Source organism: Streptomyces sp. NPDC002734 (genome assembly GCF_040295685.1).
Lineage (GTDB): Bacteria > Actinomycetota > Actinomycetes > Streptomycetales > Streptomycetaceae > Streptomyces.
The window spans coordinates 86,605-108,096 of sequence record NZ_JBEOVU010000009.1; the positions used below are offsets into that span (position 1 = coordinate 86,605).

Consider the following 21,492-nt stretch of genomic DNA (forward strand, 5'->3'; position numbering starts at 1 on the left):
TCAGTTCGGGAAACGGCCGTCCTGGCACCGGGCCACCCACTCCGCCGCCGCGACGAACTCCGCGTCGGTGGTGCCGGACAGCGGCCTTCGCAGAGCGTCGGCGGTGACGTCGGTGACGTCGGTGACGTCGGCGCGCGGATAGGAACCCAGGTAGCGCACCTTGAGGCAGGACCGCTTGAGCCCCATCAGGCTTTCCGCGACCCGTCGCTCCGAGATATGGCCCTCCGCGTCGATGGCGAAGCAGTAGTTGCCGATTCCCTCACCGGTGGGGCGGGACTGCAGCAGCATCAGGTTGACGCCCCGGACGGCGAACTCGCCCAGCAGATCGCGCAGCCCGCCGGGGTGGTCGTCACGCTGCCAGATCACCACCGAGGTCTTGTCCGCACCGGTGGGGGCGGCCGGCCGCGCGGGGCGGCCGACCAGGACGAAGCGTGTCTGCGCGTTGTCCGCGTCGTGGATGTTCGTCTCCAGCGGGACCAAGCCGTACCGGGCCGCGGCGAACTCACCGGCGAAGGCGGCGTCGTACCGGCCTTCCTGCACCAGCCGGGCGCCGTCGGCGTTGGAGGCGGCGGACTCCCAGAGCGCGTCCGGGAGGTGCGCCTTCATCCAGTTCCTGACCTGCGCCTGCGCGGCGGGATGGGCGGTCACCGTCTTGACGTCCTCCAGCCGGGTGCCCGGCCGGACCAGCAGCGCGAAGGTGATCGAGAGGAGCACCTCGCGGTAGATCATCAGCGGCTCGCCCGAGACCAGCTCGTCCAGAGTGGTGGTGATCCCGCCCTCGACGGAGTTCTCGATCGGCACGAACGCCGCCTCGGCCTCCCCGGCGCGTACGGCGTCCAGCGCGGCCGGCACCGAGAGCATCGGGAGCAGTTCCCGGGTGGCGGTCTCGGGCAGGGTGCGCAGGGCGACTTCGGTGAAGGTGCCTTCGGGGCCGAGATAGGCGTACGTCGCGGGCATGCGACCCACAGTAGTCCTCGCGCGGGCCGCGCCAGGGCCGGTCCGGATCGCGGACCCCGCCGTCAGCCCTCCAGCAACGCCTGCCCCACGTACTCCCCCGCGGCCGCCCCACCCGGCACCGCGAAGAGGCCGCTGGCCTCGTGACGGATGAAGGCGGACAGCGCGTCCCCGCGGTCCAGCTTGCGCTGCACCGGTACGAAGCCGCGCAGGGGATCGGCCTGCCAGCTGATGAAGAGCAGGCCGGCGTCGGGCGCGCCGTCCTCGGCGAAGCCGTCGTGGAAGGAGAACGGCCTGCGCAGCATCGCGGCCCCGCCGTTCTGGTCGGGACGGGTGATCCGGGCATGGGCGTTCAACGGCACGACCAGGCCGCCGGAGGCGTCCTGCTTCTCCAGGTCCATCTCCGTGGTCTCGTCGCCTCCGCTGAGCGGGGCGCCGTCCGCCTTGCGGCGGCCGATCACCGCCTCCTGGTCACGTTGGGGGAGCCGCTCCCAGTCGTCCAGCAGCATGCGGATGCGGCGCACCACGGCATAGGAACCGTGTGCCATCCATGCGGGCTCGCCCTGGGCGGGGACGAAGACCCGCTGGTCGAAGTCGGCGTCGGCCGGCTTCGGGTTGTTGGTGCCGTCCACCTGGCCCATCAGATTGCGCGCGGTCGCGGGGCGCGCGGTGGCGCCGGGCGACCGGTTGAAGCCGCTCATGTGCCACCGGACGCGGGCTGCCTCGCCGGCCTCCTTCTGCAGGGCCCGCAGGGCGTGGAACGCCACCGGGCCGTCGTCCGAGCCGACCTGGACCCACAGGTCTCCGTTGCTGCGAGCCTTGTCCAGACGGTCGCTCGAGAACGCGGGCAGCGGGTCCAAGGCGGCCGGACGCTGCTTCTCCAGACCGGTCCGGCCGAAGAAGCTGTGGCCGAAACCGAAGGTCACGGTCAGGCCCGAGGGCCCGGCGTCCCGGGCCACCGCGGTGTCCTCGTGCGGTGCGGGCCGTCCGGCCATCAGCCGTTCGGCCACCTCGGACCAGCGGCGGAGGAGTGCGGCGGCCTCGCGACGGCCCGCGCCCGGGGCGAGGTCGAAGGCGATCAGGTGACCGTGCGCCTGCGCGGGCTGGAGGATGCCCGGCTGATGTTTCACGTGAAACTTCGCCCGGTTCGTACCGAGGGCGGTCAGGGGGGCGACGTCGGGAGTCTCCGGAGCCGTCGCGCGCCCGGCCGTGTAGCCGGCGGCCACACCGCCGGCGCCCAGCACGAGGCCGGTGGCGCCGGCGGTGCCGAGCAGCCGCCGGCGCGAGAGGGCGCCGGGAGGCTGCTCGGCAGCGCCGGCATCGGGGTCCGTGCCGCCGGTGGCGGGCCCGGACCGCGGGCCGGGCAGCAGGTCGGAACGGTGGTCGGAGCGGGGGTCGTGCATCTGGTCGTCAGCCGATCTTCACGTTCTTGTCGACGGTCACCTGGTCGATGTCGGAGGTCCGCACGGTGACCGACACCTTCCAGTCGCCCGCCATGGGGATCTGGACACCTGCGGCGGACCAGTGGCCGGACGAGATGTGCTTGGGCGACACCGGCAGCGGGCCGACGTTCTTGTCCTCCAGGGTGAGCGCCACCTTGAGCTCGGGGAGGTCGTACGGAGCGCCGTAGGAGTGCTCGGCGTAGACGTGCACGATGTTCTCCCCGACCTGAGCCGGGACGAACTCCAGCCGCACCACGCCGTCGCCGTCCTTGCCGCCGGTGTCGAAGGGCAGCTCGACGGAGACGGTTCCCGTGGCTGCCTTGAGCGAGGCGGCCGCCGCCCGTGCCTGCTGTTCGGTGCGGCCGGGCTCGGCCCCGGTGAGCGCGGTGGTCACGGCCAGGACGACGACGGCCACCGCGACCTCGGCGAGGACGGAGCGGCGCAGTCCGGCGCGCGGGGCGTCGGCGTCGCGTTCCTTGCGGCGGCGGGCGGTCTCGACGGCCGCGCGCTGGCGGGCCAGCTGTTCCGCGCGGCGCGGGTCGGCGTCGTCGTCCCCGTCACCGCTGCCCGTCTTCTGGGCCGGCACCTCACCGGCCAGGTGGGCGACCGCGGCGGCGGCCCCGGCGGACCCCACGGCCGCGGCCGCGCTCGCGGCGCCGACGGAGCCCATGGTGCTGGTGGCCCCGAGTTCCCCGGCGGCCTCCCCCGCCCCGGCCCGCACCCCCGGCTCACCGGCGGCGTCGGCTCCGGCGGCACCGGCTCCGGCGGTCCCGGCGGCCCCGACCGAACGTGCCGCCTCGACCTCCGCGGTCTGCCCGGGCTCGGCCGTGCGCTCGTCGGCCTCCTGAGCGTCCTGGACATCCTCGGCGCCCTCTGCGGGCTCCGCCCCCGCGGCACCCTCCGCCTCGGCGTCGTCGAGGCGCCGGGTCCAGCGGCGGGAGATCCAGGCGATCCCCACCAGCAGGGCCACCAGCCCCGCCTTGACGATCAGCAGGCGCCCGTACGACGTGCTGGTGAGCGCGTCCCAGGAGCCGACCTGGCGCCAGGACTGGTAGACGCCGGTGACCGCCAGCGCCGCCACCGAGAGGAACGCCACCCGCGAGAAGCGGTGCACCGCGGCTCTCTCCACGGTGATCTCCGCCGAACGCCGGTACAGCGCGACCAGCAGGGCGGTGAGCCCGCCCAGCCACAGCGCCACCGCCAGCAGGTGGATCACGTCCACCGGCATGGCGATCCCCGGCTGGAGCCCCGCCGAGGCGTGCTCCGACAGCGCCCAGGTCGCCGCGAGCCCCGCGGCGACGACCACGCCGCCCACCGTCAGACCGAACGACAGGTCCCGCTTCTCCGCGCCGTCCGCACGCCGCTGGTAGGTGCCGAAGAGGACCGCCACGAACAGCGCGGCCACCGCGAGCAGCAGCAGACGGCAGACCAGCGCAGCCCCGGCGCTGCTCCGCAGCACCTGGGCGAGGAGCCCCATGTCGGCGATGTCGCCCAGCTTCCCGGAGCCGATGTACGCCCCGCGCAGGAGCAGCAGCGCCAGCGTCCCGACGGTGAGGGCGAGCCAGCCGCCCACCACCAGCCGCTGCAGCGCGCGCACCCCGGCGCCCCGCCGCCAGCAGATCAGTACGAAGGCCGCGCCGCCCACCAGCACCGTGAACCCGGCGTAGGAGACGTAGCGCGCCACGTCGTACAGGGTGCCCACCACCCCGCCGCCCGCCGACTGCTCCGACAGGGTCACCGAGGTCTGCGAGGGGGCGCCCACCGAGTAGGTGTAGGCGCCGGCGACGGGGTGGCTGTCCTCGGACACCACCTGGTAGGCCACCGTGAACGTGCCGAACGGCAGGCCCTCGTGCAACGTCACCCGCACGCTGGTCCCGTCGACGGACGGGGCCTTGCCGATGTCCACCCGGTTGCCCTCGGGGTCGAGCACCCGGACGGAGTCGGCCGAGACGGCGACCTTCTCGGAGAAGGTGAGCGTCACCTGCTCGGGAGCGCGGTTGACCACCGCCCCCTGCTTCGGGTCGCTGCCGGTGAGCGCGGCATGTGCCGACGCCGGACCGGCCCCGGCCAGCAACAGCCCGGCCATGGTGAGCAGCAGCAGTACCAGTACACGTGCGATCCGCGGTCCTGCGGTGGTCGCCGTGCGGGGCGCGATGGTCGGCGTCACGGTGGTCCCTCCCTAGTGCCGGTGGTGCGACGGTGTGTAGGTGGCCGATTGGACCGGCATGTCGACCGTGACCGGGTCGGCGTCCTTGAAGCGGAGCTCGACGGTGACCGTCTCGCCCTTCGCCGGCCGCCGGGTCAGGTCCTCGAACATCAGGTGCGTGCCGCCGGACTCGAGCGTCAGCCGCCCGCCGGCGGGCACGTCGACGGACGCGGCGGGACGCATCGTCCCGTCGACCGTCTCGTGCACGGTGACCCGGGCGGCCAGGTCGCTGGAGACCCCGGTGAGCTCGGCCGCCTGGTCGCCGTCGTTGACGACGGTGAGGAAGCCGGCGGCCAGTTCGTCGCTCACGGGCTGCGGCATGTACGCCCCCTCGACGGAGAGGTCGGGGCCGTCCTGCGCTCCGCAGGCCGACAGCGGCAGGGCGAGCGCGGCGACGGCGGTGAGCGCCAGACGACGGCCACGTGCCGCGCACCGGCGCACCGGACGCCCGGGGGCGGTGCGGGTCACGGGTTCTCGCCCTTGATCAGCTCGGGCAGGTCGGCGGACCAGTCGCCGACGGTGGCGTCCTCGCCGTAGAGCACGTACCCCTGGTCGGTCTTCGGGGAGAAGGCGATCACCTGGGTGCCATGGGTGGAGACGTAGCTGCCGTCCTTCTTCTCCACCGGCTTCTCGATGGAGATGCCGACGGTGCGCGCACCGGCCTGGATGGTCGCGAAGTCCCCGGTCAGGCCGACGATGTCGGAGTCGATGCCCTTGAGCCAGGAACCGAGTTCGGCGGGGGTGTCGCGGTCGGGGTCGGTGGTGACGAAGACGACGCGCAGCTCGTCCTGCTGCGCCTTGGTCAGCGACTTCTTGGCGACGGCCAGGTTGTTCATCGTCAGCGGGCAGATGTCGGGGCAGTGGGTGTAGCCGAAGTAGATCAGCGTCGGCCTGCCCTTCGTCTCCTCGCGGAGGTCGAACTCCTTGCCGTCGGTGCCGGTGAGCACCAGGTCGGGCTTCTCGAACGGCGTGTCGAGGACGGTCGCCGCCTTGTCGTCGGGGGCCACCTCGCTCACCGCGGTGCCCGGCTCCTCGGAACCGGACGAGCAGGCGGACAGGGTGAGGGCAGCGGCGAGCAGGGCGGCCGCGGTGAACTTCTTCTTGCGCATGGTGTCTCGTGTCCCGGTGGTGGACCCGGCCGTCGCCGGGACGCGTGAGGACGCGTCCCGGCGACGGCCGTTGGGCTGGATGGGTCGGTCAGGCGTACGGCGGTCAGGCCGTGCGGCGGCGGGCCAGGACGCCGAAGGCGACGCCGGCGACGCCCACGACGATGCCCACCACGCCCAGTACACGGGCAGTGGTGTCCGTGCTGTGGGAGGCGGCGTGCTGCGTGTGGCCGTCGGAGTGGTCGGCCCGGTCGGCCTTGGCCTCGCTGCCGGAGGCGGCCTGGTTCTTCTTCTTGTCGCCGTGGCCGTGCCCGTCCTCGGCGGCGGCGGAGAGCGCGAGCACCGGGGCGGGGCTGTCGGGTTCCTCCTGGCCCTCCTCCTGGAGCTCGATCCAGCGTACGACCTCGCCGTTCGAGTACGTCTGGAGCGCCTTGAAGACGAGTTCGTCGGCGTCCTCGGGGAGCGGGCCGACCGAGACCGGGAACTTCTGGAAGAAGCCGGGCGAGATGCCGCCCTTCTTCTTGTCCTCGGCGGTCCAGACGATCTTCGTCACGGCCTCGTCGACCTGACGGCCGTGCAGGTCGAGCGGCTTGTCGAGCTTGCTCCGGGTCACCTTCACGTCCCAGCCCTGGACGGGCTGCGGCATCACGGAGGCCAGCGGGTGGTCCGCCGGGAAGTTGACCTCGAGCTCGGTGGTCGAGGCGTTGTCGCGCTCGTTGGGAACCTTGAACGCCACGGTGGCGTAGCCGCCCTTGGCCGCGGCGCCCTCCGGCTGCACGCTGACGTGGGCGAAGGACGGGGACGAGAGCAGCAGGACGGACGCGCCGGCCGCGGCGACGGCGGCGGCGATACGGGATGCCTTCACGGGCACACTCCACTTCCGGATTCACACGGTGGATTCGGTCGGACGGCGCGCGCAGGGCGCGCCGGGCCGCGTGACGGCGGCGTCCGGTCCGGATCCGGCGGTCACGGAAGGCCCCGTCGACGGGGTCGACAGGCCGTGCGCGGGACAGGGAGTAAGGCGTCGCGTCAGGCGGCGAGGGCGAGGGTGCGGACCGAGGCGGGCGGGCCGCGCCTGATCACCGCGTGCTGGAGGGGCACGGTGGACGGCGCCGGGACGTCGTCGAGGACGGAGCCCGGCGGGACCTGCGGACGCTCGTGGGCGCCGGGCAGGCCTGAATGGAGGAGTCGCACCAGTGCCAGGGCGGCGAGCAGCGGCCGCAGCACCGTCGGCCGGCCGGTCAGGTCCTGTCCGGCGAGCCGCATCAGCCGCAGCAGCGCCAGATCGCCGCGGCGCAGCAGCCAGCCCGCGGCCAGCCCGGCCAGCGCGTGGCCGAGCAGCATCGGCAGCGACGGCAGCACGCTGAGCCAGGCGTCGGAAGGACCGGTGTGCTGGTGGCCGTGCCCGCCGCCGGCACTCAGGCGGGCGAACTCCGCGAGGTCGCGGCCGAGTCCGGCGTCGACCAGTATCTGCCGGGCCTCCTCAGCGGTCAGCCGGTTCGCGCCGCACACGATCCGGGAGGCGCGGTCCACCACGGCCGCCGAGTCCACGGCGCCGCCGGCCCCCATGCCCGCGGCGCCGTGCCGGCCGCCGGCCATGGACTGCGGGCCCAGGGCGAAGAGGGTGTGCAGGACCAGCTGGCAGACGACCAGGAACCCGGTGATCCGGGGCAGCGAACGGTTCCGCTCGCGCCCGGCGAACGGCAGGGCGGCCACCAGGACGAGGAGGAAACCGGCGACCCAGGTCCACCAGGAGGGGACGGCCGGGTGCGAGGCCGAGGACGCGAGGACGTGCCCTCCTCCGGCCAGCACGACGCAGACCGCGGCGAAGGCCGCGGCCCTCGGGTACCGGAGGTCGTCCCCGGTGTGCGCCGTGCGCTGGTGGAGGGCAGTCATGGCGGGCCCATCATCCCACTCGCCGCTCCCGCATCACAGACCAGGTCCGATATGCGCCGAGTGCCGCCATTCGGCCCGCCGCCGTATGGGCGTTCTCACGTCGAACGGGCGCTTAGGCACGGGGAGTAAGGGCAATACGTATCGGTATGTCGAGCCGAGCCGCCGCCTGGAGGCAGGAGCATGAGCATCTTGTGGTCACTCCAACTGCGGCGTGAGGCTGCCAGCGTTCCCTTCGCACGGCGTCTGCTGCTCGGGGCGATGGAGACGGCAGGAGTGGACCCGGACATCTGCTACGACCTGTCCGTGGCGCTCAGCGAGGCCTGTGCGAACGCCGTGGAGCACGGTGGGCACGGCGGCGGGGCCGCCGCGGACTACCAGGTCACGGCCTACATGGACGGCGAGCGGTGCCGGATCGAGGTCTCGGACTCGGGCCCCGGCTTCGACGGCGGCGCGCCCAGCCCGGTCCTTCCGTTCCTCCCGGAACCCGGCGGCGAGGCGGAGAGCGGCCGCGGACTGATGCTGATCCGGAAGCTGGCCGACCATGTCCGCGTCGACAACCTGCCCGGTGCGGGCGGTGCGGTCGTCAGCTTCGACAAGCTGCTCAAGTGGCGTGAGAACGCGCCCCTGACCGCGGTCTGAGACCGCCGTCGGGGGCGCGTACGTCGTCGACGGGCCCCGTGCCGCCCCGGTGGGCGGCACGGAGGCGTGACGGGTCAGGCGCCGAGGCCCGCCATCCAGGACTCGACGTCCTCGGAGCGGCGCGGGAGGGCGGCCGACAGGTTCCGGTTGCCGTCCTCGGTGACGAGGATGTCGTCCTCGATCCGCACGCCGATGCCGCGGTACTCCTCGGGCACGGTGAGGTCGTCGGCCTGGAAGTAGAGGCCGGGCTCGACGGTCAGGCACATGCCGGGCTCGAGCGTGCCCCCGACGTAGGTCTCGGTGCGGGCGGCCGCGCAGTCGTGGACGTCCATGCCGAGCATGTGGCCGGTGCCGTGCAGGGTCCAGCGGCGCTGAAGACCGAGGTCCAGGACGCGCTCGACCGGGCCCTCGACGAGGCCCCACTCGACCAGCTTCTCGGCCAGCACGCGCTGCGCGGCGTCGTGGAAGTCGCGGTACTTGGCGCCGGGCCGCACGGCGGCGATGCCGGCCTCCTGGGCCTCGTACACCGCGTCGTAGATCTTGCGCTGGATGTCGGTGAAGCGGCCGTCGACCGGGAGGGTCCGGGTGACGTCGGCCGTGTAGTACGTGTGCGTCTCCACACCGGCGTCGAGCAGCAGCAGGTCACCCGAGCGGACCGGGCCGTCGTTGCGGACCCAGTGCAGGGTGCAGGCGTGCGGGCCGGAGGCGGCGATGGTGCCGTAGCCGACGTCGTTGCCCTCGACGCGGGCGCGCAGGAAGAAGGTGCCCTCGACGTACCGCTCGGAGGTGGCCTTGGCCTGGTCGAGGACCTTCACCACGTCCTCGAAGCCGCGGACGGTGGAATCGACGGCCTTCTGCAGCTCGCCGACCTCGAAGTCGTCCTTGACCAGACGCATCTCGGAGAGGCAGACGCGCAGCTCCTCGTCGCGCTCGGCGGTGACCTTGTCGGTCAGCGCCGCCTCGATGCCGGCGTCGTAGCCGCGGACCACGCGCACCGGGCCGGTGGCCTCGCGCAGCGAACCGGCCAGCTCGCGCACGTCGGAGCAGGGGATGCCGTACAGCAGCTCGGCCTCGGAGAGCGAGTGGCGGCGGCCGACCCACAGCTCGCCCTGGCCGGAGAGCCAGAACTCGCCGTTCTCGCGGTCGGAGCGCGGCAGCAGGTAGAGCGTGGCGGTGTGCCCGTCCGTGGCCGGCTCCATGACCAGGACGCCGTCCTCGGTCTGGTTGCCGGTGAGGTAGGCGTACTCCACCGAGGCGCGGAAGGCGTACTCGGTGTCGTTGGAACGCGTCTTGAGGTTGCCGGCGGGGACGACCAGGCGCTCGCCGGGGAAGCGGGCGGAGAGCGCGGCGCGGCGGCGGGCGGTCTCCTCCGCCTGGGCGATCGGCTCCAGGTCGCGCAGCTCGGTGTCGGCCCAGCCCGTCCGCATGTTCTCGGCGAGCTCGTCGGACACGCCCGGGTACAGGCCGTTCTTGCGCTGCTTGATCGGCTCTTCGGCTTCGGTGTCCGGGGTCTCCGGCAGCTCTTCCGCCACGTCGTCCTCCTCGATGTACTGATGTATGCACCATCGTACGTTTCGGGGCAGGACGGCCCCAGGGCCGGAAGCCGCCCGGTACGCGCGGTCACGGCCCGCCACGCAGGGCATGCGCGGCACCGGCCCCACGGAACGGGCGCGCTGCGGGTCAGCAGGTCCGCGGCGGGTCAGCGGGTCCGCGGCCGGTCAGCAGGTCCGCAGCAGGTTCGCGGCGGGTCAGCGGGTCCGAGGAGCGGTTCGGCTGCCGGGCGGAGGCGGCGAGCGGCCCCGGCCCGACGGGACCGCCCGCCGGGGTTCAGTCGAAGCGGGCGGCGAGGAGGACCATGTCGTCGGTGCTGTCCGACGCGTCCCGCCCGTCCGGCAACATCGCCTGCAGCACGTGGTCGGCGACCGTCTCCGGGTCGTCGCGCAGCCGCCGGGGGACGCCCGCAGCGGCCCGGTGCAGCCGGGCGAACGCCCGGTCGACGGAGTCGCCGGTGCGGCGCAGCAGGCCGTCGGTCCACAGCAGCACCGTCTCCCCGGGGTCCAGGCGGACCTCGGCGCCCGGCGCCTCCCAGCAGCCGAGCATGCCCAGCGGGGCGGAGACCCCGGTCTCGACGAACTCGGCCCGCCGGTCGCCGAGCACCAGCGGCGGGTTGTGCCCCGCCCCGGCCAGGGTCATCCGGCGCCCGCCGGGGCGGCAGTGCGCGAACAGGGCGGTGGCCGGGCAGCCGGGCTCGGTGAGGCGGAGCATCAGCTCGAGGTCGGAGAGGACGGCGACCGGGTCCTCGCCCTCCATCACCGCGTAGGCGCGCAGCGCGGCCCGTAGCCGCCCCCTCGCGGCCACGGCCTGCGGCCCGGAGCCGGCGACCGAGCCGACCGCCAGACCGAGCGCCCCCTCGGGCAGCGGCAGCGCGTCGAACCAGTCGCCGCCGCCGAGCGGCCCGGTTCGGTGCCGCACGGCGAGCCGGACGCCGGGCATCGTGGGGAGGCGGGAGGGGAGGAGGCCCTCGGTGAGCGCGGCCAGGCGGGCACGGGCGCGGTCCACCTCCAGCAGCCGGGCCAGGTGGTCGCCGGCCAGGCCGAGGTAGTGGGCGGCGGTGCGGCGTTCGGCCGGGCCGGGGACGGCCGGCCCGTCGAACAGCCAGACCGCGGCGCCGAGCCGGGAGCCGTCGTGCGGGTCCAGGGCGTGGGCGTAGGCGGCCGCGTACCCCAGGCGTTCCGCCACCTCGCGGTGGCGGGGGGTGAGGGAAACCTCGGCCGCCAGGTCGGGGCGGGCCACCTCGGTCAGCGTGGGGTCCGTGGTCAGCGGGGCCTGCGGACGGTCGGCGGCCGGCACCGTCTCCAGCTGCCCGAGCTCCTCGTGGGTCAGGCCGTGCCCTACCGGGGTGTGCGGGCCGTACTGGCCGGGCGGCCCGTCCTGGTCGAGCACCGCCAGTCCCCGCCGAGCGCCGAGCAGGCGGGCCCCGGCGTGCAGGATCTCGCGCAGCGCGTCGCGGACGGTGCCGGTGCGGACCAGGCAGCGGGTGAGGTCGTGCAGCGAGGCGAGGTCGGCGATGCGGCCGGCCAGCCGGTCCTCGAGGAGGGTGCGCGGCTCCGTGCAGTGCCGGGTGCCGGCGGGGCGGGCGGGGGCGTCGGGAACGGCGCCGGTCCGCGGGGGCGGCGTGCACGAGGGCGTCCCGGCCACGGGAGGCACGGTGGGGGACGCGGGGGCGGAGGAGGGCAGGGGTGAATCGAATCCGGCCACTTTCGGCGGGTGAGGGGCGCTCATGGCGTCCGGCTTCCGGGCCGGTGCGTAGCGTGCAAAAGCATCGCAAACCCCCATGTGGTTCCGCGCAACCGACGGTCCCCCCACAACTAACGGACTCATCACGAGATGTCCAGTATTGTCCCGTCCGTGGCGTCGGTGTCCCTGGAGGTCCTTCCGCCGCCACTCCGGTGCGCTCCTGGGGCGGGAGGTGCCGGAGAGGTGGACGGGGACGGGCCGGGATCTGTCCGGAAAACGCCGTGGCCCTGTGGGGGTGCGGTCGTATAGGGATGCGCCCGCGGCGCGTCACCCCGGACTTGCGGGGGTACCTACTGGTGAGAGAGCCGGAGGTTGTGGAGCGGGCCGCGTGGAACCCGGTGACCGCTCTCCCGCGTGCTGTTGGTCGACGGCCGAACCGGTGTCCGGAAGTGGCGTGGCCGCGGTGCTCACCGCGGCGAGCAACACGAAACACCGTACGTGCGCAACCGACGTGACAAGGAACGGCGAAACGCAACTTCGCCACCCCGCGCCATGCCCATGCTGGTGATGGGCGCACCACGGCCGCGGAGCAGCAGGCTCGGCTCGTGCTCCCTGCCCGACATGGGCCGGTGAAGCGCCGCAGTACGTACGCAGTGCAGTGATCGACACATGGTGTGAAGCAGTCCTCGGTGTTGCCAGCGTGCAACGGAAAGGAACGAGCGCCCATGCGCGAGATCCTCGGAAAGCGACGCAGGCTTCTGTCGCTCCTGTCCGGTCTGCTCCCCGGGAGCGGTTCGGCCTCTCCGGGCGGTCGCCCGGCCGACGGGAGCATGACCGGTGGGAGCGTGACCGGTGGGAGTGTGACCGGCGCCGGCCGGCCGGCCTGCACGGCCGTGACGGCCGAGGCCGCCGCCCAGTTCGCCCGCTGGGGGTGGCGGGTCCTGCCCGGAGCGGCGCCCGGTCCGCAGGGGCACGGCGGGTGCGCCTGCCCCGACGCGGACTGTCCGTCGCCGGGAGCCCACCCCTTCGACCCCGCCCTGCCGGCGGCGACCCACGACGCGCGGATGGTGGGGTGGTGGTGGGGCAACCGGCCCTTCGCGCCGGTGCTGCTGGCCACGGGGGAGGGCGAGGGGCCCAGCGCGGTGAGTCTTCCCGCGGTGGCCGGCGCCCGCGCCGTGGCGGAGCTGGAGCGTGAGGGCGTACGGCTCGGCCCGGTCGTCGCCTCGCCCACCCGGTGGGCGCTGCTGGTGCGGCCGTACTCGCTGGAGCGGCTGGGCGAACTGCTCTACGCCCAGGACATGGTGCCCGGTTCGCTGCGGTTCCACGGGCAGGGCGGCTATCTGGCGCTGCCGCCGTCGGCGACCGGTCAGGGGCGCGTCCGCTGGGTGCGCGAGCCGGAGCCGGGCGACGCGGCGCCGTGGCTGCCGGACGTGGAGCGGGTGGTCGGCACGGCGGTGACCGCGCTGACCCGTCCCGAGGTCGGCGCGCCGGACGCCTGAGCGCGTCCGCGCGGAGGAGTGCCGGACGGTCGCCGTCGGGTCTCCCACGGACCGCCGGACCGGAGGAAACGGGAGGAAGCCGGCGAAAGCCGGGGGTCGGAGCCGTCGGCCGGCGGCCCGGGCGGGCGCCTCGACGAGGTCGCGCACGCGGCCTCGGAGGCCCCGCCGAGGGGGGCCGGACAGACGAAGACCCGGTTGCTGGCGACGGGGGATGCACCAGCAACCGGGCTACTTGAACGTTAACAAGAGATCGGCCGTTGGCAAATTCGGTCGCGGCCCTTTCGGCCGTCCCCGGATGTGCCCCGGAAGACCCTTGTGGCGCGGCCCGAAAACCGTCAGCTCAGCGTCACCTGGCGGTTCGTCAGACCCCCGCGCGCACGGCGCTCGTCCGTGGTCAGCGGGGTGTCGTCGGACAGTGCCGCGGCCAGTCGCTCGGCGAACTCGGCGGCCGGCTTCTCGACGTCCTCGGCGGTGACCCCGGTCGGCAGGTCCCACACCGGGACGACCAGGCCGTGGGCGCGGAACGAGCCGACCAGACGGGTACCTTCGCCGAGGTCGGTGCGACGCGCGGCGTCCAGCCGGGCGAGGGCGTCGAGCAGACGCTCCTCCTCGTGCGGCATGACCCAGCGCAGGTGGTTCTTCTCCGGCGTCTCGCACCAGTAGGCCGCGTCCACGCCCGTCAGCTTGACGGTCGGCACGGCCGCCTCGTTGGCCCGCTCCAGAGAGGCCTTCACGTCGGCGGTGGCGGCGGACGCGTCCGGCACCCAGAACTCGAAGCCGGAGTGCACCACCGGCTCGAACGGGGCGTCGGCGTCCAACAGGTCCTGCAGGCGCGGGCCGTCGGCCTGCGCGCGGCGGCCGGCCACCGGGTTGCCCGGCTCGGTCTCCAGGGCCTGCGTCAGCACGTCGGCCAGGTCGCGGCTGAGGTCGCCGGAGGAGGTGTCGTTCTGCAGGCCGATCAGCACCGAGCCGTCGTCACGGCGCAGCGCGGGCCAGGCCATCGGCAGCACCGTGGCCAGGGTGACCGAGGGGACGCCCTCGGGCAGACCGTCCTTGAGGGTCAGTTCGACGGTCGCGGCGGGCACCAGCTCGCGCAGCGCGACCCAGTCGCACTCGCCCGGCAGGCCCTCGAACGGACGCTGCACCAGCTCGGTCACCGCCTGGGCGGCGGCCCGGCCGTGACAGGCCTTGTAGCGGCGGCCACTGCCGCACGGGCAGGGTTCGCGGGCGCCGACGACCGGGACGTTCCCGTCGTCGACCTGGGATCCGGCCGCGCGCTGCGGGCGCGCGCCCTTCGTCTGACGCTTCTTGGCCATGGGGTGTCTCCCGGGTACGGCTGGGCTGCTCGTGCTTCGGCCGCGAGCCTAGCCGCTCCCCGCGCCCGCGCCGTCGCCGACGGCGCGTCACCACGCCCGCCCGCCGCGGCGCTCGGGCGTGTGTGCCATATGCCAGTGGTCGACGCGCGTAGCACGTGACATCGGCGGGGCGCTCATGGCAGATCGTCGAAGGGGTCCGGGAAGGCGAGGTCCAGATCGGCGAGCTGAACCACCGCGGGCACCCGTGGCGCGACCACCCGCGCGGCGAAGTCCTCGCGGTGACGCCCGGCGTCCGGGTCGTGCACGTCCCGGTGGACGACCACCCAGACCGTGACCTCGCCGCAGACGCCGTCCCGCACGCCCCAGTCGTCGGCCAGGGAGGTGATGATGTTCAGCCCCCGGCCGCCGTGCGCCGTCACGGACGGCGTCGCCGGGCGGGGGCGGGTCGGGCCGCCGCCGTCGGTGACCTCCACGGTCAGCCGGCCGCCCGGATCGATCCGCCAGGTCACCCGCACCTGGCCGTCCGCGGTGCCGCTCAGCGGACGCCCGTGCTTGCAGGCGTTGCTCAGCAGTTCCGACAGGATCAGCACCGCGTCGTCGATCACCGGATCGGGCACCCCGCCGCGGCGGAGCTCGTCACGCACCCGATGTCTTGCCCGGCCCACGCCGGCCGGTCCGTGCGGAACGGACATGCTCGACGACGTGGGCACCTCCTGTGCCACCATCAACGCCACCCCCGAGACCTCCTTCGCCCCACGCCAGGGTGTGAATGCCCCCTTGATCTGCGGCGGAAACCGCCGGGGCGGCCCGGCGGGACGCATTCACCCCCACCGGCGACACGCCGGATGCGCCGGTGCACTCCCGGAAAACGCCCGGCAGCGGGGCCGACGGGCCCCCGGCGGGGTCAGCGGCCGAGCTGGCGCAGGACCGCGTGCGGCCGGTTCGTGATCACGGCGTCCACCCCGAGCCGGGCGCAGAGCTCCACGTCCGAGGGATCGTCGACGGTCCAGACGTGCACCCGCTGACCGGCCCGCCGCAGCCGCTCGATGTACGACGGGTGGGAGCGCACGATGCGGATCGAGGGCCCGGCGATGCCCACGCCGGCCGGCAGCCGCCCGTCACGGAGCCGGGGGGAGACGAACTGCATCAGGTAGACGGTCGGCAGGGTCGGCGAGGCGGCGTGGATCCGGTGCAGCGACCGGGCCGAGAAACTCATGATCCGCACCGGGGACTCCTCGGGCGCCTCCGGGGCGTCCAGGCCGAAGCGCTTGAGGAGCATCAGCAGCCGCTCCTCGACCTGCCCCGCCCAGCGGGTGGGGTGCTTGGTCTCCACGGCCAGCTCCACGCGCCGCCCGGCGTCGCTGACCAGCTCCAGCAGGCGCTCCAGGGTGAGCACCGAGGTGGCCTCGCGGTCCTCCGGCCGGTGCTCCCACTCGGGGGCCTCCGGGCGGCCGTGCCACTGCTCCGGGTTCTTCCACGAGCCGAAGTCCAGGGCGGCGAGATCCGCCAGCTCCAGTGCCGAAACGGCCCCGCGGCCGTTGGAGGTGCGGTTGATGCGGCGGTCGTGGACACAGACCAGATGGCCGTCGGCGGTGAGACGCACGTCGCACTCGAGCGCGTCGGCTCCGTCCTCGATGGCCTTCCGGTACGCGGCGAGGGTGTGTTCGGGTGCGTCCTCGGAGGCGCCGCGATGGGCGACGACCTGGATGCGCCGCTGCGTTGCGTTCGTCACCGCGACATGGTGCCACCCCGGACGCCCGGCCGGGGAGCCGGTGGGGAGGACGACCGCGGAGCCGATGGCGGACCTGGTGACGGACCAGGTGGGGGACCTGGTGACGGATCCGGTGACGGAGCGTCCTGGGCAGCCATTTGGCACGCGTGACGGAAATGGGTGAATTGCCCGTAGTAAACAATGTCGGGGCAGGACGCCGTACGGCTTATCGTGCTCTGACGCCCTGTGGGAAAAGCTGATGGACGGATGCCACCCATCCCGCCCATGCGTCAGCCCGTACACCAGCCTGGATCGAGGAGAAGAGCTGTGAGCAGCGAGAACGAGGGCACTGCGGTTCCGCCGGTTCCGTCCGCCCCGCCGGCGACGGGGGAGACTCCCGCTGCTCCTCCGGCAGCCGCGCCGCCCGTCCCGCCCGTGCCCACGGCGCCGCCCGCGGCGAGCGCCCCGACCGAGCAGCTGCCGCCGGTGCCTGCCGAGCAGCCGGCCGAGCAGCCGGCCGCACACCCGCACGCCGCGGCCTACCCGCACACCGCCCCGGACGCCGGAGCCCAGGTCCAGACCCAGGTGCAGGCCCAGCACCAGCAGCCGTACGCGGCGGCCGCGCAGTCCGGCGTCCCGGCGGCGGAGCCGGCCGGCGCCTGGCCGCCGCCCACCGCCCCCGGCGCCCCCGGCGCTCCGGGTGGTCACGGCACCGACGTGTGGGGCGCGCCCCTCCAGCAGCCGGCCCCCAAGCCCCGCCGCGGCGGACGCGGCCTGATCACCGCGGTGATCGTGGCGGCCCTGGTGGCCGGCGGCGTCGGCGGCGGCATCGGCTTCAGCCTCGCCGACTCGTCCAGCGGCCCGAACAGCTCGACCGTGGTCTCCGCGGGCGGCGGCAGCGTGCAGCGCGCCCCCGACTCGGTGGCCGGCGTGGCCGCCTCCGCGCTGCCCAGCACCGTCACCATCGACGCCCAGAACTCCGGCGGCGAGGGCGGCACCGGCACCGGCTTCGTCTTCGACACCGAGGGCCACATCGTCACCAACAACCACGTCGTCGCCGAGGCCGTCGACAGCGGCAAGGTCACCGCGACCTTCCCGGACGGCAAGAAGTACGACGCCGAGGTGGTCGGCCACGCCCAGGGCTACGACGTCGCGGTCATCAAGCTGAAGAACGCCCCGGACAACCTGAAGCCGCTGCCGCTGGGCGACTCCGAGAAGGTGGCGGTCGGCGACCCGACCATCGCCATCGGCGCCCCGTTCGGCCTGTCCAACACCGTCACCACCGGCATCATCAGTGCCAAGAACCGCCCGGTGGCCTCCAGCGACGGCGGCGCGGGCAGCAAGGCCTCCTACATGAGCGCCCTGCAGACCGACGCCTCCATCAACCCGGGCAACTCCGGCGGCCCGCTGCTGAACGCGGACGGCTCCGTGATCGGCATCAACTCCGCGATCCAGTCCGCCGGCGACGGCTTCGGCACCGGCCAGGCCGGCTCCATCGGCCTCGGCTTCGCCATCCCGATCAACCAGGCGAAGTTCGTCGCGCAGGAGCTCATCAAGACCGGCAAGCCGGTGTACGCCAAGATCGGCGCCTCGGTCACCATGACGGAGGGCGAGGGCGGCGCCCGCATCATCGGCGACAGCGGCACCGCCGTCGAGCGGGGCGGCCCGGCCGCCAAGGCGGGCCTGGAGCCGGGTGACCTGATCACCCGCTTCGACGACAAGGCCATCGACAGCGGCCCGGCCCTGATCGGCGAGATCTGGACCCACAAGCCGGGCGACACGGTGAAACTCACCTTCGAGCGCGACGGCAAGGAGCGCACGGTCGAACTGACCCTCGGCTCCCGCACCGGCGACAACTGACCTGACAACCTCCCTCGCGGACCCGTTACTCTTGTCCCCGCGCCGGGCTCGCCCGACGCGGGGAGGCGTGCCCGAGCGGCCGAAGGGAACGGTCTTGAAAACCGTCGTGGCAGCGATGTCACCGTGGGTTCAAATCCCACCGCCTCCGCGGTGAGAGCAGCGAGAACGGCCCCTGACCAGCACATCCGGTCGGGGGCCGTTCTCATGTCTGCCTGCGGTGGCCGGCCGGTGTTCCCCGCGGTTCCCCGCACGACCGGGCACGGCAGGGGCACGGGCACCGCTGATCTTGCCAATCCCGTTGATGCTCCACGGCATCGTGTACGAGGCTGTTCACCTGCGTTCACGCGCTCTCGGCAGCTCACCGGGTCCCAGCTCTGGTCCCGCTCCGCATGCCCGTGGGCGGCGCTGAACGAGACGGAACTGAGGCGGGGCTCCGATGGAACGAGTAGAGGCCGAACTGTTCACCGACGGTGGGAACGACGCCGTGGTCCGCCTCCCCGGCCGCAACTTCCCCGGCGTCCTGATCCAGGGGGACACACTCAGCATCCTCCAGTCGTCCGTGGCCGAACTCGTCGAGCTGTGCGCCGCCGGTGACCTGGAGGAGGCCCGGCATGTGGCGGGCCTCCTCCACACCGATCTGGGGGAGAGGCTCCGGCGCTACACCGAAGCGCTCGAAGCTCATGGGATCCGCCGACCCTTCTGATCCGTAGCTCTGGCCGGATCGGCCAATGACGGCCGTTCCGGTTGCCACCCGGGCAGGGGGACCATGGAACGGCATGTGCTGGAATCGCTGTTGGCCGGTGACGACGAAGCGTCCGTGAGAGCTCTGGCCACCCTCCGCGGCGGCGCCACCTACTGGGTGTCGGACCGGGCACAACCCGCAGGCGTGCATGCCGGAGTTTTCACGCACCGGCTTCAGCGCATGCGCATGCATGGGCTCGAACCTCTCGGGCTGGAACGAGCAGTGCAGCTGCTCCGCGAACATGGCCGGCCAGCGCGCACAGGTCTGATCGATGCCGCCGATCGGACATGGACCACCCTGCTCTTCCTCACCGAGGACGGCAGCGCACTGATTGCCTGCGCCGGCTGGCCGCTCCCGCTGGTCGCCAGGAAGTCATCTGAGCGACGCGTGGACGGACCAAGCCGTTGCCGATCACCTCGCGGTTGCACGGGATGTGCTGGGTATCGGCACGATGGTCAATGTCAACGTGACCGTCACTGTGGTCGTCCTCCCTCAGGAGCCGAGTGATGACAGCCCGGAATTCGATCACGTCGTCGAGGCCAGCCTCGATGCGTCGTCGGGTCGCCTGTTAGTCCTGGGCTGCACGGATTACGCCCCCGATGCGGCCACGTTCGAGGTCGCACCGGGCTGGAACCGCGTCCGCGTGTCCCGGAGCAACTTGGCTCGGGCAGCTCAGGCCGACATCGACTCCGACGCGAGTTCCGGGACCACCGAGAAGATCCGTATCCAGGTGTGGGCGGCCTTGGAGTCTCCCGCAATGATCATCAAGCGATGGTCCTAGTCCTGCGGAGTTTCGGAGCCCCGCCTCAGCCACCTTCGACCGGCACCCGCCCGCGGCGCCCCGCGCCCGCAGACAGTCCCGGGGCGGTTGAATGCGAGTGGTGAACTGGGCGCAGATGTACGACTGCCAGGGGGACGTCGATCGCGTTCCCGAGCTGCTGACGCGGTTGGAGCGTAAGGACGACGCGGAGGCGTGGGAAGAGCTGGACCTCCGGCTCGTCCTCGAACACAGCATGGTGTTCCCCGCCAGCTTTGCCGCGCTGCCGCGCCTGGTTCGTCTCGCGCAGCGAAACGCGCGGGCACGGAGTCTGGCCGCGGCGATCGCCCGGTGTGCTGCGGGGAGCCACGGCTGCGACGCCCTGCTGGTGGGCTGTGCCGATGCGTTCGCGGAACTGCGGGACGTGCTGGACCGACACCTGCGGTCGCGGCCGGGCGACTACCTCGTGACCTTCCTCGGCCTGCTGGCGGTGGAAGGGCAGTACCACTGGAGTGCCGCCCTGGGCGACTTCGCGGACGACTTCTACGAGGTCGCCTGCCCCCACTGTGCCGAGGCGGTGACGATCGCCATTGGCGGCTACGGGCGTTACTCCGCGATCCGGGACTGGAACCTGGGCGACGTGGACCGGCGGGACCTGCGCCCGGCGTCTCCCGCGGACCTCTCGGGCACCGGTCGAGGGATGCACGAGAAGTGCGTCCGCGACGGGCAGGCCGCGCTCGCCGAAGGAATCACCTACCTCTTCGGCCGGGCGGAATGCCCGCGCTGTGCCAGCGTCTTCCACGTCGCGGACGAGTACGCGTCTGCCAACTGCCCAGTGATCCCGGCCTACGACCCGGCCTGGGAGCGGGACGCAGCGGAAGACCTTCGACGGGACGCCTGACAGGCCTCACGTCGATGCCGCGTCGGCTTGAACACCGGCTACCCGCCGGAGCCCCTCTTGGGCAAGCGAGTGAGGCTCTCAGATGGTGAGCAGACCGGCGAGCAGCAGGGCCCCCAGCGCGGAGAAGGCCCGCGCTCTCCTCCAGCCCGGTCCAGACGCCTGACGGGTCAGCTCCCAGAGGCCCACCAGACAGCCCCCCAGGCCGAGCGTACTGCGCAGCAGGAACAGGGCGGTGTGCACAGAGCCTCCGGAAGCGTGCGGACAGGGCCGAAGGCTATCCGCGTCTCCCGGTGAGCGTTCAGCGGGGTCGGACGGCGAGCGCACGGGGCCAGGGGGCAGGTCGGCCCGTCTCACCGCTGCGGCGAAGTCGCTCGTGTCCCCGGTGACCGCGCGTGCGGCGGTCCCGGTCAGCGTGCGGTGCGACTCGGGGTCCGCCGCTGCCGGTCGCCGCGAGGGGTGCGGGCCGGCGTCCGGCCGCCCGACCCGGTACCGGGCGCCTTCGCGTGCCGGCGCGGCACCGTTCCGGTGAGCTCGTCACGATTTCTCCGCTTGGGGGTTTATCGACAAGACATCACGCTTGCGAGCGAACCGGCGGTGCGGGACGGTTTGCCCGGGGTGGGGTGGGCATGTCTCGGGGCGAGGAACGCAACAGCGGGACGGTCCGGTCAACCGCCCCGTCCGAAGGGCCGGTTCGCCGGCCCGGAGGGAAACAGCCCTTCTCGTGACTCGGTGTTCGTGTCGGCCCACCCACAAAGGAGGAACCAGATGGCATCCATCCGCACGACCCGCGTACGCAGCGCGGTGGCGCGCGGCGGCGGTCCCCCGGTGGGCGAGCGGCCCACCCACGGGAGCCGGATCCACCAGGGAGGTCTGTGGTGAGCGGACCGCGGCCGTCGGAGCGCTAGGGCCCGGCGGTCGCGGAAGGAGCGTGCTTCATGGGGATGCCTGTGCGCGTGACGGCGGATCGACGCCGACACGCGCACAGGTGCGTTCCAAGGCGTGCCACCGAGTTCCGGGCGTTCCGGTGCGGGCCGGGGCGTGCCGCTGAGTTCCGGGGCGTGCCGATGCGTTCCGACGCGGTGCCGGGGTTCGGGCGGCCGAGGGAGGCGTGACGCCCCCGGCGACGACCCTGAGCCCACCCCAGGGGGAAACCCCGAGGCCGCCTCGCTCTCCAGGAGGTGGGGACGTCTCCCCTCTCCGACCTGCGGGGGACCCCGTCCGGTCCC

At 73.3% G+C, this 21,492-nt stretch carries 19 protein-coding genes and 1 tRNA gene; 7 read left to right on the forward strand and 13 right to left on the reverse strand.

Translation table 11 applies throughout. The features are described 5' to 3' along the window. From pheA to ABT026_RS10685, 7 genes are all read right to left on the reverse strand, one after another. Positions 1–957, reverse strand: a complete 957-nt coding sequence (pheA, locus tag ABT026_RS10655; RefSeq protein WP_351113798.1) for a prephenate dehydratase — start codon at positions 955–957, stop codon at positions 1–3. A 62-nt stretch (positions 958–1,019) separates the two neighbouring features. Further along, the gene (gene efeB, locus ABT026_RS10660) at positions 1,020–2,357 is read right to left on the reverse strand and encodes an iron uptake transporter deferrochelatase/peroxidase subunit (RefSeq protein WP_351113799.1); all 1,338 of its coding nucleotides are present in this window, start codon (positions 2,355–2,357) and stop codon (positions 1,020–1,022) included. Positions 2,358–2,364: 7 nt separating this feature from the next. After that, a complete protein-coding gene (locus tag ABT026_RS10665; RefSeq protein WP_502967946.1) occupies positions 2,365–4,563 on the reverse strand; it encodes a copper resistance CopC/CopD family protein in 2,199 nt (732 codons plus the stop codon). A gap of 12 nt (positions 4,564–4,575) precedes the next feature. Further along, the gene (locus ABT026_RS10670; RefSeq protein WP_351113801.1) at positions 4,576–5,070 is read right to left on the reverse strand and encodes a copper chaperone PCu(A)C; all 495 of its coding nucleotides are present in this window, start codon (positions 5,068–5,070) and stop codon (positions 4,576–4,578) included. After that, positions 5,067–5,711, reverse strand: a complete 645-nt coding sequence (locus tag ABT026_RS10675) for an SCO family protein (RefSeq protein WP_351113802.1) — start codon at positions 5,709–5,711, stop codon at positions 5,067–5,069. Before ABT026_RS10675 ends, ABT026_RS10670 begins: the two co-directional genes overlap by 4 nt. A gap of 103 nt (positions 5,712–5,814) precedes the next feature. Next, complete coding sequence (locus tag ABT026_RS10680) at positions 5,815–6,573, reverse strand: YcnI family copper-binding membrane protein (RefSeq protein WP_351113804.1); 759 nt, start codon at positions 6,571–6,573, stop codon at positions 5,815–5,817. Between the two features lie 164 nt (positions 6,574–6,737). Beyond that, entirely contained in the window at positions 6,738–7,604 is an 867-nt protein-coding gene (locus tag ABT026_RS10685; protein WP_351113805.1) for a hypothetical protein, read from the reverse strand. A gap of 180 nt (positions 7,605–7,784) precedes the next feature. Between ABT026_RS10685 and ABT026_RS10690 the strand changes: the two genes are divergently transcribed. Beyond that, complete coding sequence (locus ABT026_RS10690) at positions 7,785–8,243, forward strand: ATP-binding protein (protein WP_351113806.1); 459 nt, start codon at positions 7,785–7,787, stop codon at positions 8,241–8,243. 74 nt (positions 8,244–8,317) lie between these two features. Here ABT026_RS10690 and ABT026_RS10695 read toward each other — a convergent pair whose 3' ends face one another. Beyond that, positions 8,318–9,775 (reverse strand): aminopeptidase P family protein, encoded by a 1,458-nt coding sequence (locus tag ABT026_RS10695; protein ID WP_351113807.1) that lies wholly within the window; start codon positions 9,773–9,775, stop codon positions 8,318–8,320. Positions 9,776–10,070: 295 nt separating this feature from the next. Beyond that, positions 10,071–11,579, reverse strand: a complete 1,509-nt coding sequence (locus ABT026_RS10700; RefSeq protein WP_351113809.1) for a PP2C family protein-serine/threonine phosphatase — start codon at positions 11,577–11,579, stop codon at positions 10,071–10,073. 626 nt (positions 11,580–12,205) lie between these two features. On the opposite strand from ABT026_RS10700, the gene ABT026_RS10705 reads away from it, so the two are divergent. After that, complete coding sequence (locus ABT026_RS10705) at positions 12,206–12,979, forward strand: bifunctional DNA primase/polymerase (protein ID WP_502967947.1); 774 nt, start codon at positions 12,206–12,208, stop codon at positions 12,977–12,979. Positions 12,980–13,314: 335 nt separating this feature from the next. On the opposite strand, the gene ABT026_RS10710 is transcribed toward ABT026_RS10705, so the two are convergent. The 3 genes from ABT026_RS10710 to ABT026_RS10720 form a co-directional block, all read right to left on the reverse strand. Beyond that, positions 13,315–14,295: a DUF5926 family protein gene (locus ABT026_RS10710; protein WP_351113810.1), complete on the reverse strand. Its 981-nt coding sequence runs from the start codon at positions 14,293–14,295 to the stop codon at positions 13,315–13,317. A gap of 173 nt (positions 14,296–14,468) precedes the next feature. Continuing rightward, positions 14,469–15,116, reverse strand: a complete 648-nt coding sequence (locus ABT026_RS10715) for an ATP-binding protein (RefSeq protein ID WP_351113812.1) — start codon at positions 15,114–15,116, stop codon at positions 14,469–14,471. Positions 15,117–15,199: 83 nt separating this feature from the next. Further along, on the reverse strand, positions 15,200–16,027 hold the full coding sequence (locus ABT026_RS10720; RefSeq protein WP_351113813.1) for a glycerophosphodiester phosphodiesterase: 828 nt from the start codon (positions 16,025–16,027) through the stop codon (positions 15,200–15,202). 306 nt (positions 16,028–16,333) lie between these two features. On the opposite strand from ABT026_RS10720, the gene ABT026_RS10725 reads away from it, so the two are divergent. The 5 genes from ABT026_RS10725 (at position 16,334) to ABT026_RS10745 (ending at position 20,266) form a co-directional block, all read left to right on the forward strand. Next, complete coding sequence (locus tag ABT026_RS10725) at positions 16,334–17,866, forward strand: S1C family serine protease (RefSeq protein WP_351113815.1); 1,533 nt, start codon at positions 16,334–16,336, stop codon at positions 17,864–17,866. Between the two features lie 61 nt (positions 17,867–17,927). Next, a tRNA-Ser gene (locus ABT026_RS10730) sits at positions 17,928–18,014 on the forward strand. 288 nt (positions 18,015–18,302) lie between these two features. Further along, a complete protein-coding gene (locus tag ABT026_RS10735) occupies positions 18,303–18,569 on the forward strand; it encodes a DUF6959 family protein (RefSeq protein ID WP_351113816.1) in 267 nt (88 codons plus the stop codon). 472 nt (positions 18,570–19,041) lie between these two features. Beyond that, positions 19,042–19,389 (forward strand): hypothetical protein, encoded by a 348-nt coding sequence (locus tag ABT026_RS10740; RefSeq protein ID WP_351113817.1) that lies wholly within the window; start codon positions 19,042–19,044, stop codon positions 19,387–19,389. A 100-nt stretch (positions 19,390–19,489) separates the two neighbouring features. Then, a complete protein-coding gene (locus ABT026_RS10745; protein WP_351113818.1) occupies positions 19,490–20,266 on the forward strand; it encodes a hypothetical protein in 777 nt (258 codons plus the stop codon). Positions 20,267–20,344: 78 nt separating this feature from the next. Here the strand turns inward: ABT026_RS10745 and ABT026_RS10750 are convergent, their stop codons facing one another. Beyond that, positions 20,345–20,506 (reverse strand): hypothetical protein, encoded by a 162-nt coding sequence (locus ABT026_RS10750; RefSeq protein ID WP_351113819.1) that lies wholly within the window; start codon positions 20,504–20,506, stop codon positions 20,345–20,347. Positions 20,507–21,492: the final 986 nt, after the last annotated feature.

Excerpts from the sequence above, each read along its gene's own strand:
- pheA (WP_351113798.1), bottom strand. The coding sequence starts at position 957 with ATGCCCGCGACGTACGCCTATCTCGGCCCCGAAGGCACCTTCACCGAA.
- efeB (WP_351113799.1), bottom strand. The coding sequence starts at position 2,357 with ATGCACGACCCCCGCTCCGACCACCGTTCCGACCTGCTGCCCGGCCCG.
- ABT026_RS10675 (WP_351113802.1), bottom strand. The coding sequence starts at position 5,711 with ATGCGCAAGAAGAAGTTCACCGCGGCCGCCCTGCTCGCCGCTGCCCTC.
- ABT026_RS10685 (WP_351113805.1), bottom strand. The coding sequence starts at position 7,604 with ATGACTGCCCTCCACCAGCGCACGGCGCACACCGGGGACGACCTCCGG.
- ABT026_RS10690 (WP_351113806.1), top strand. The coding sequence starts at position 7,785 with ATGAGCATCTTGTGGTCACTCCAACTGCGGCGTGAGGCTGCCAGCGTT.
- ABT026_RS10700 (WP_351113809.1), bottom strand. The coding sequence starts at position 11,579 with ATGGGGGTTTGCGATGCTTTTGCACGCTACGCACCGGCCCGGAAGCCG.
- ABT026_RS10705 (WP_502967947.1), top strand. The coding sequence starts at position 12,206 with ATGCGCGAGATCCTCGGAAAGCGACGCAGGCTTCTGTCGCTCCTGTCC.
- ABT026_RS10710 (WP_351113810.1), bottom strand. The coding sequence starts at position 14,295 with ATGGCCAAGAAGCGTCAGACGAAGGGCGCGCGCCCGCAGCGCGCGGCC.
- ABT026_RS10715 (WP_351113812.1), bottom strand. The coding sequence starts at position 15,116 with ATGCGTCCCGCCGGGCCGCCCCGGCGGTTTCCGCCGCAGATCAAGGGG.
- ABT026_RS10735 (WP_351113816.1), top strand. The coding sequence starts at position 18,303 with ATGGAACGAGTAGAGGCCGAACTGTTCACCGACGGTGGGAACGACGCC.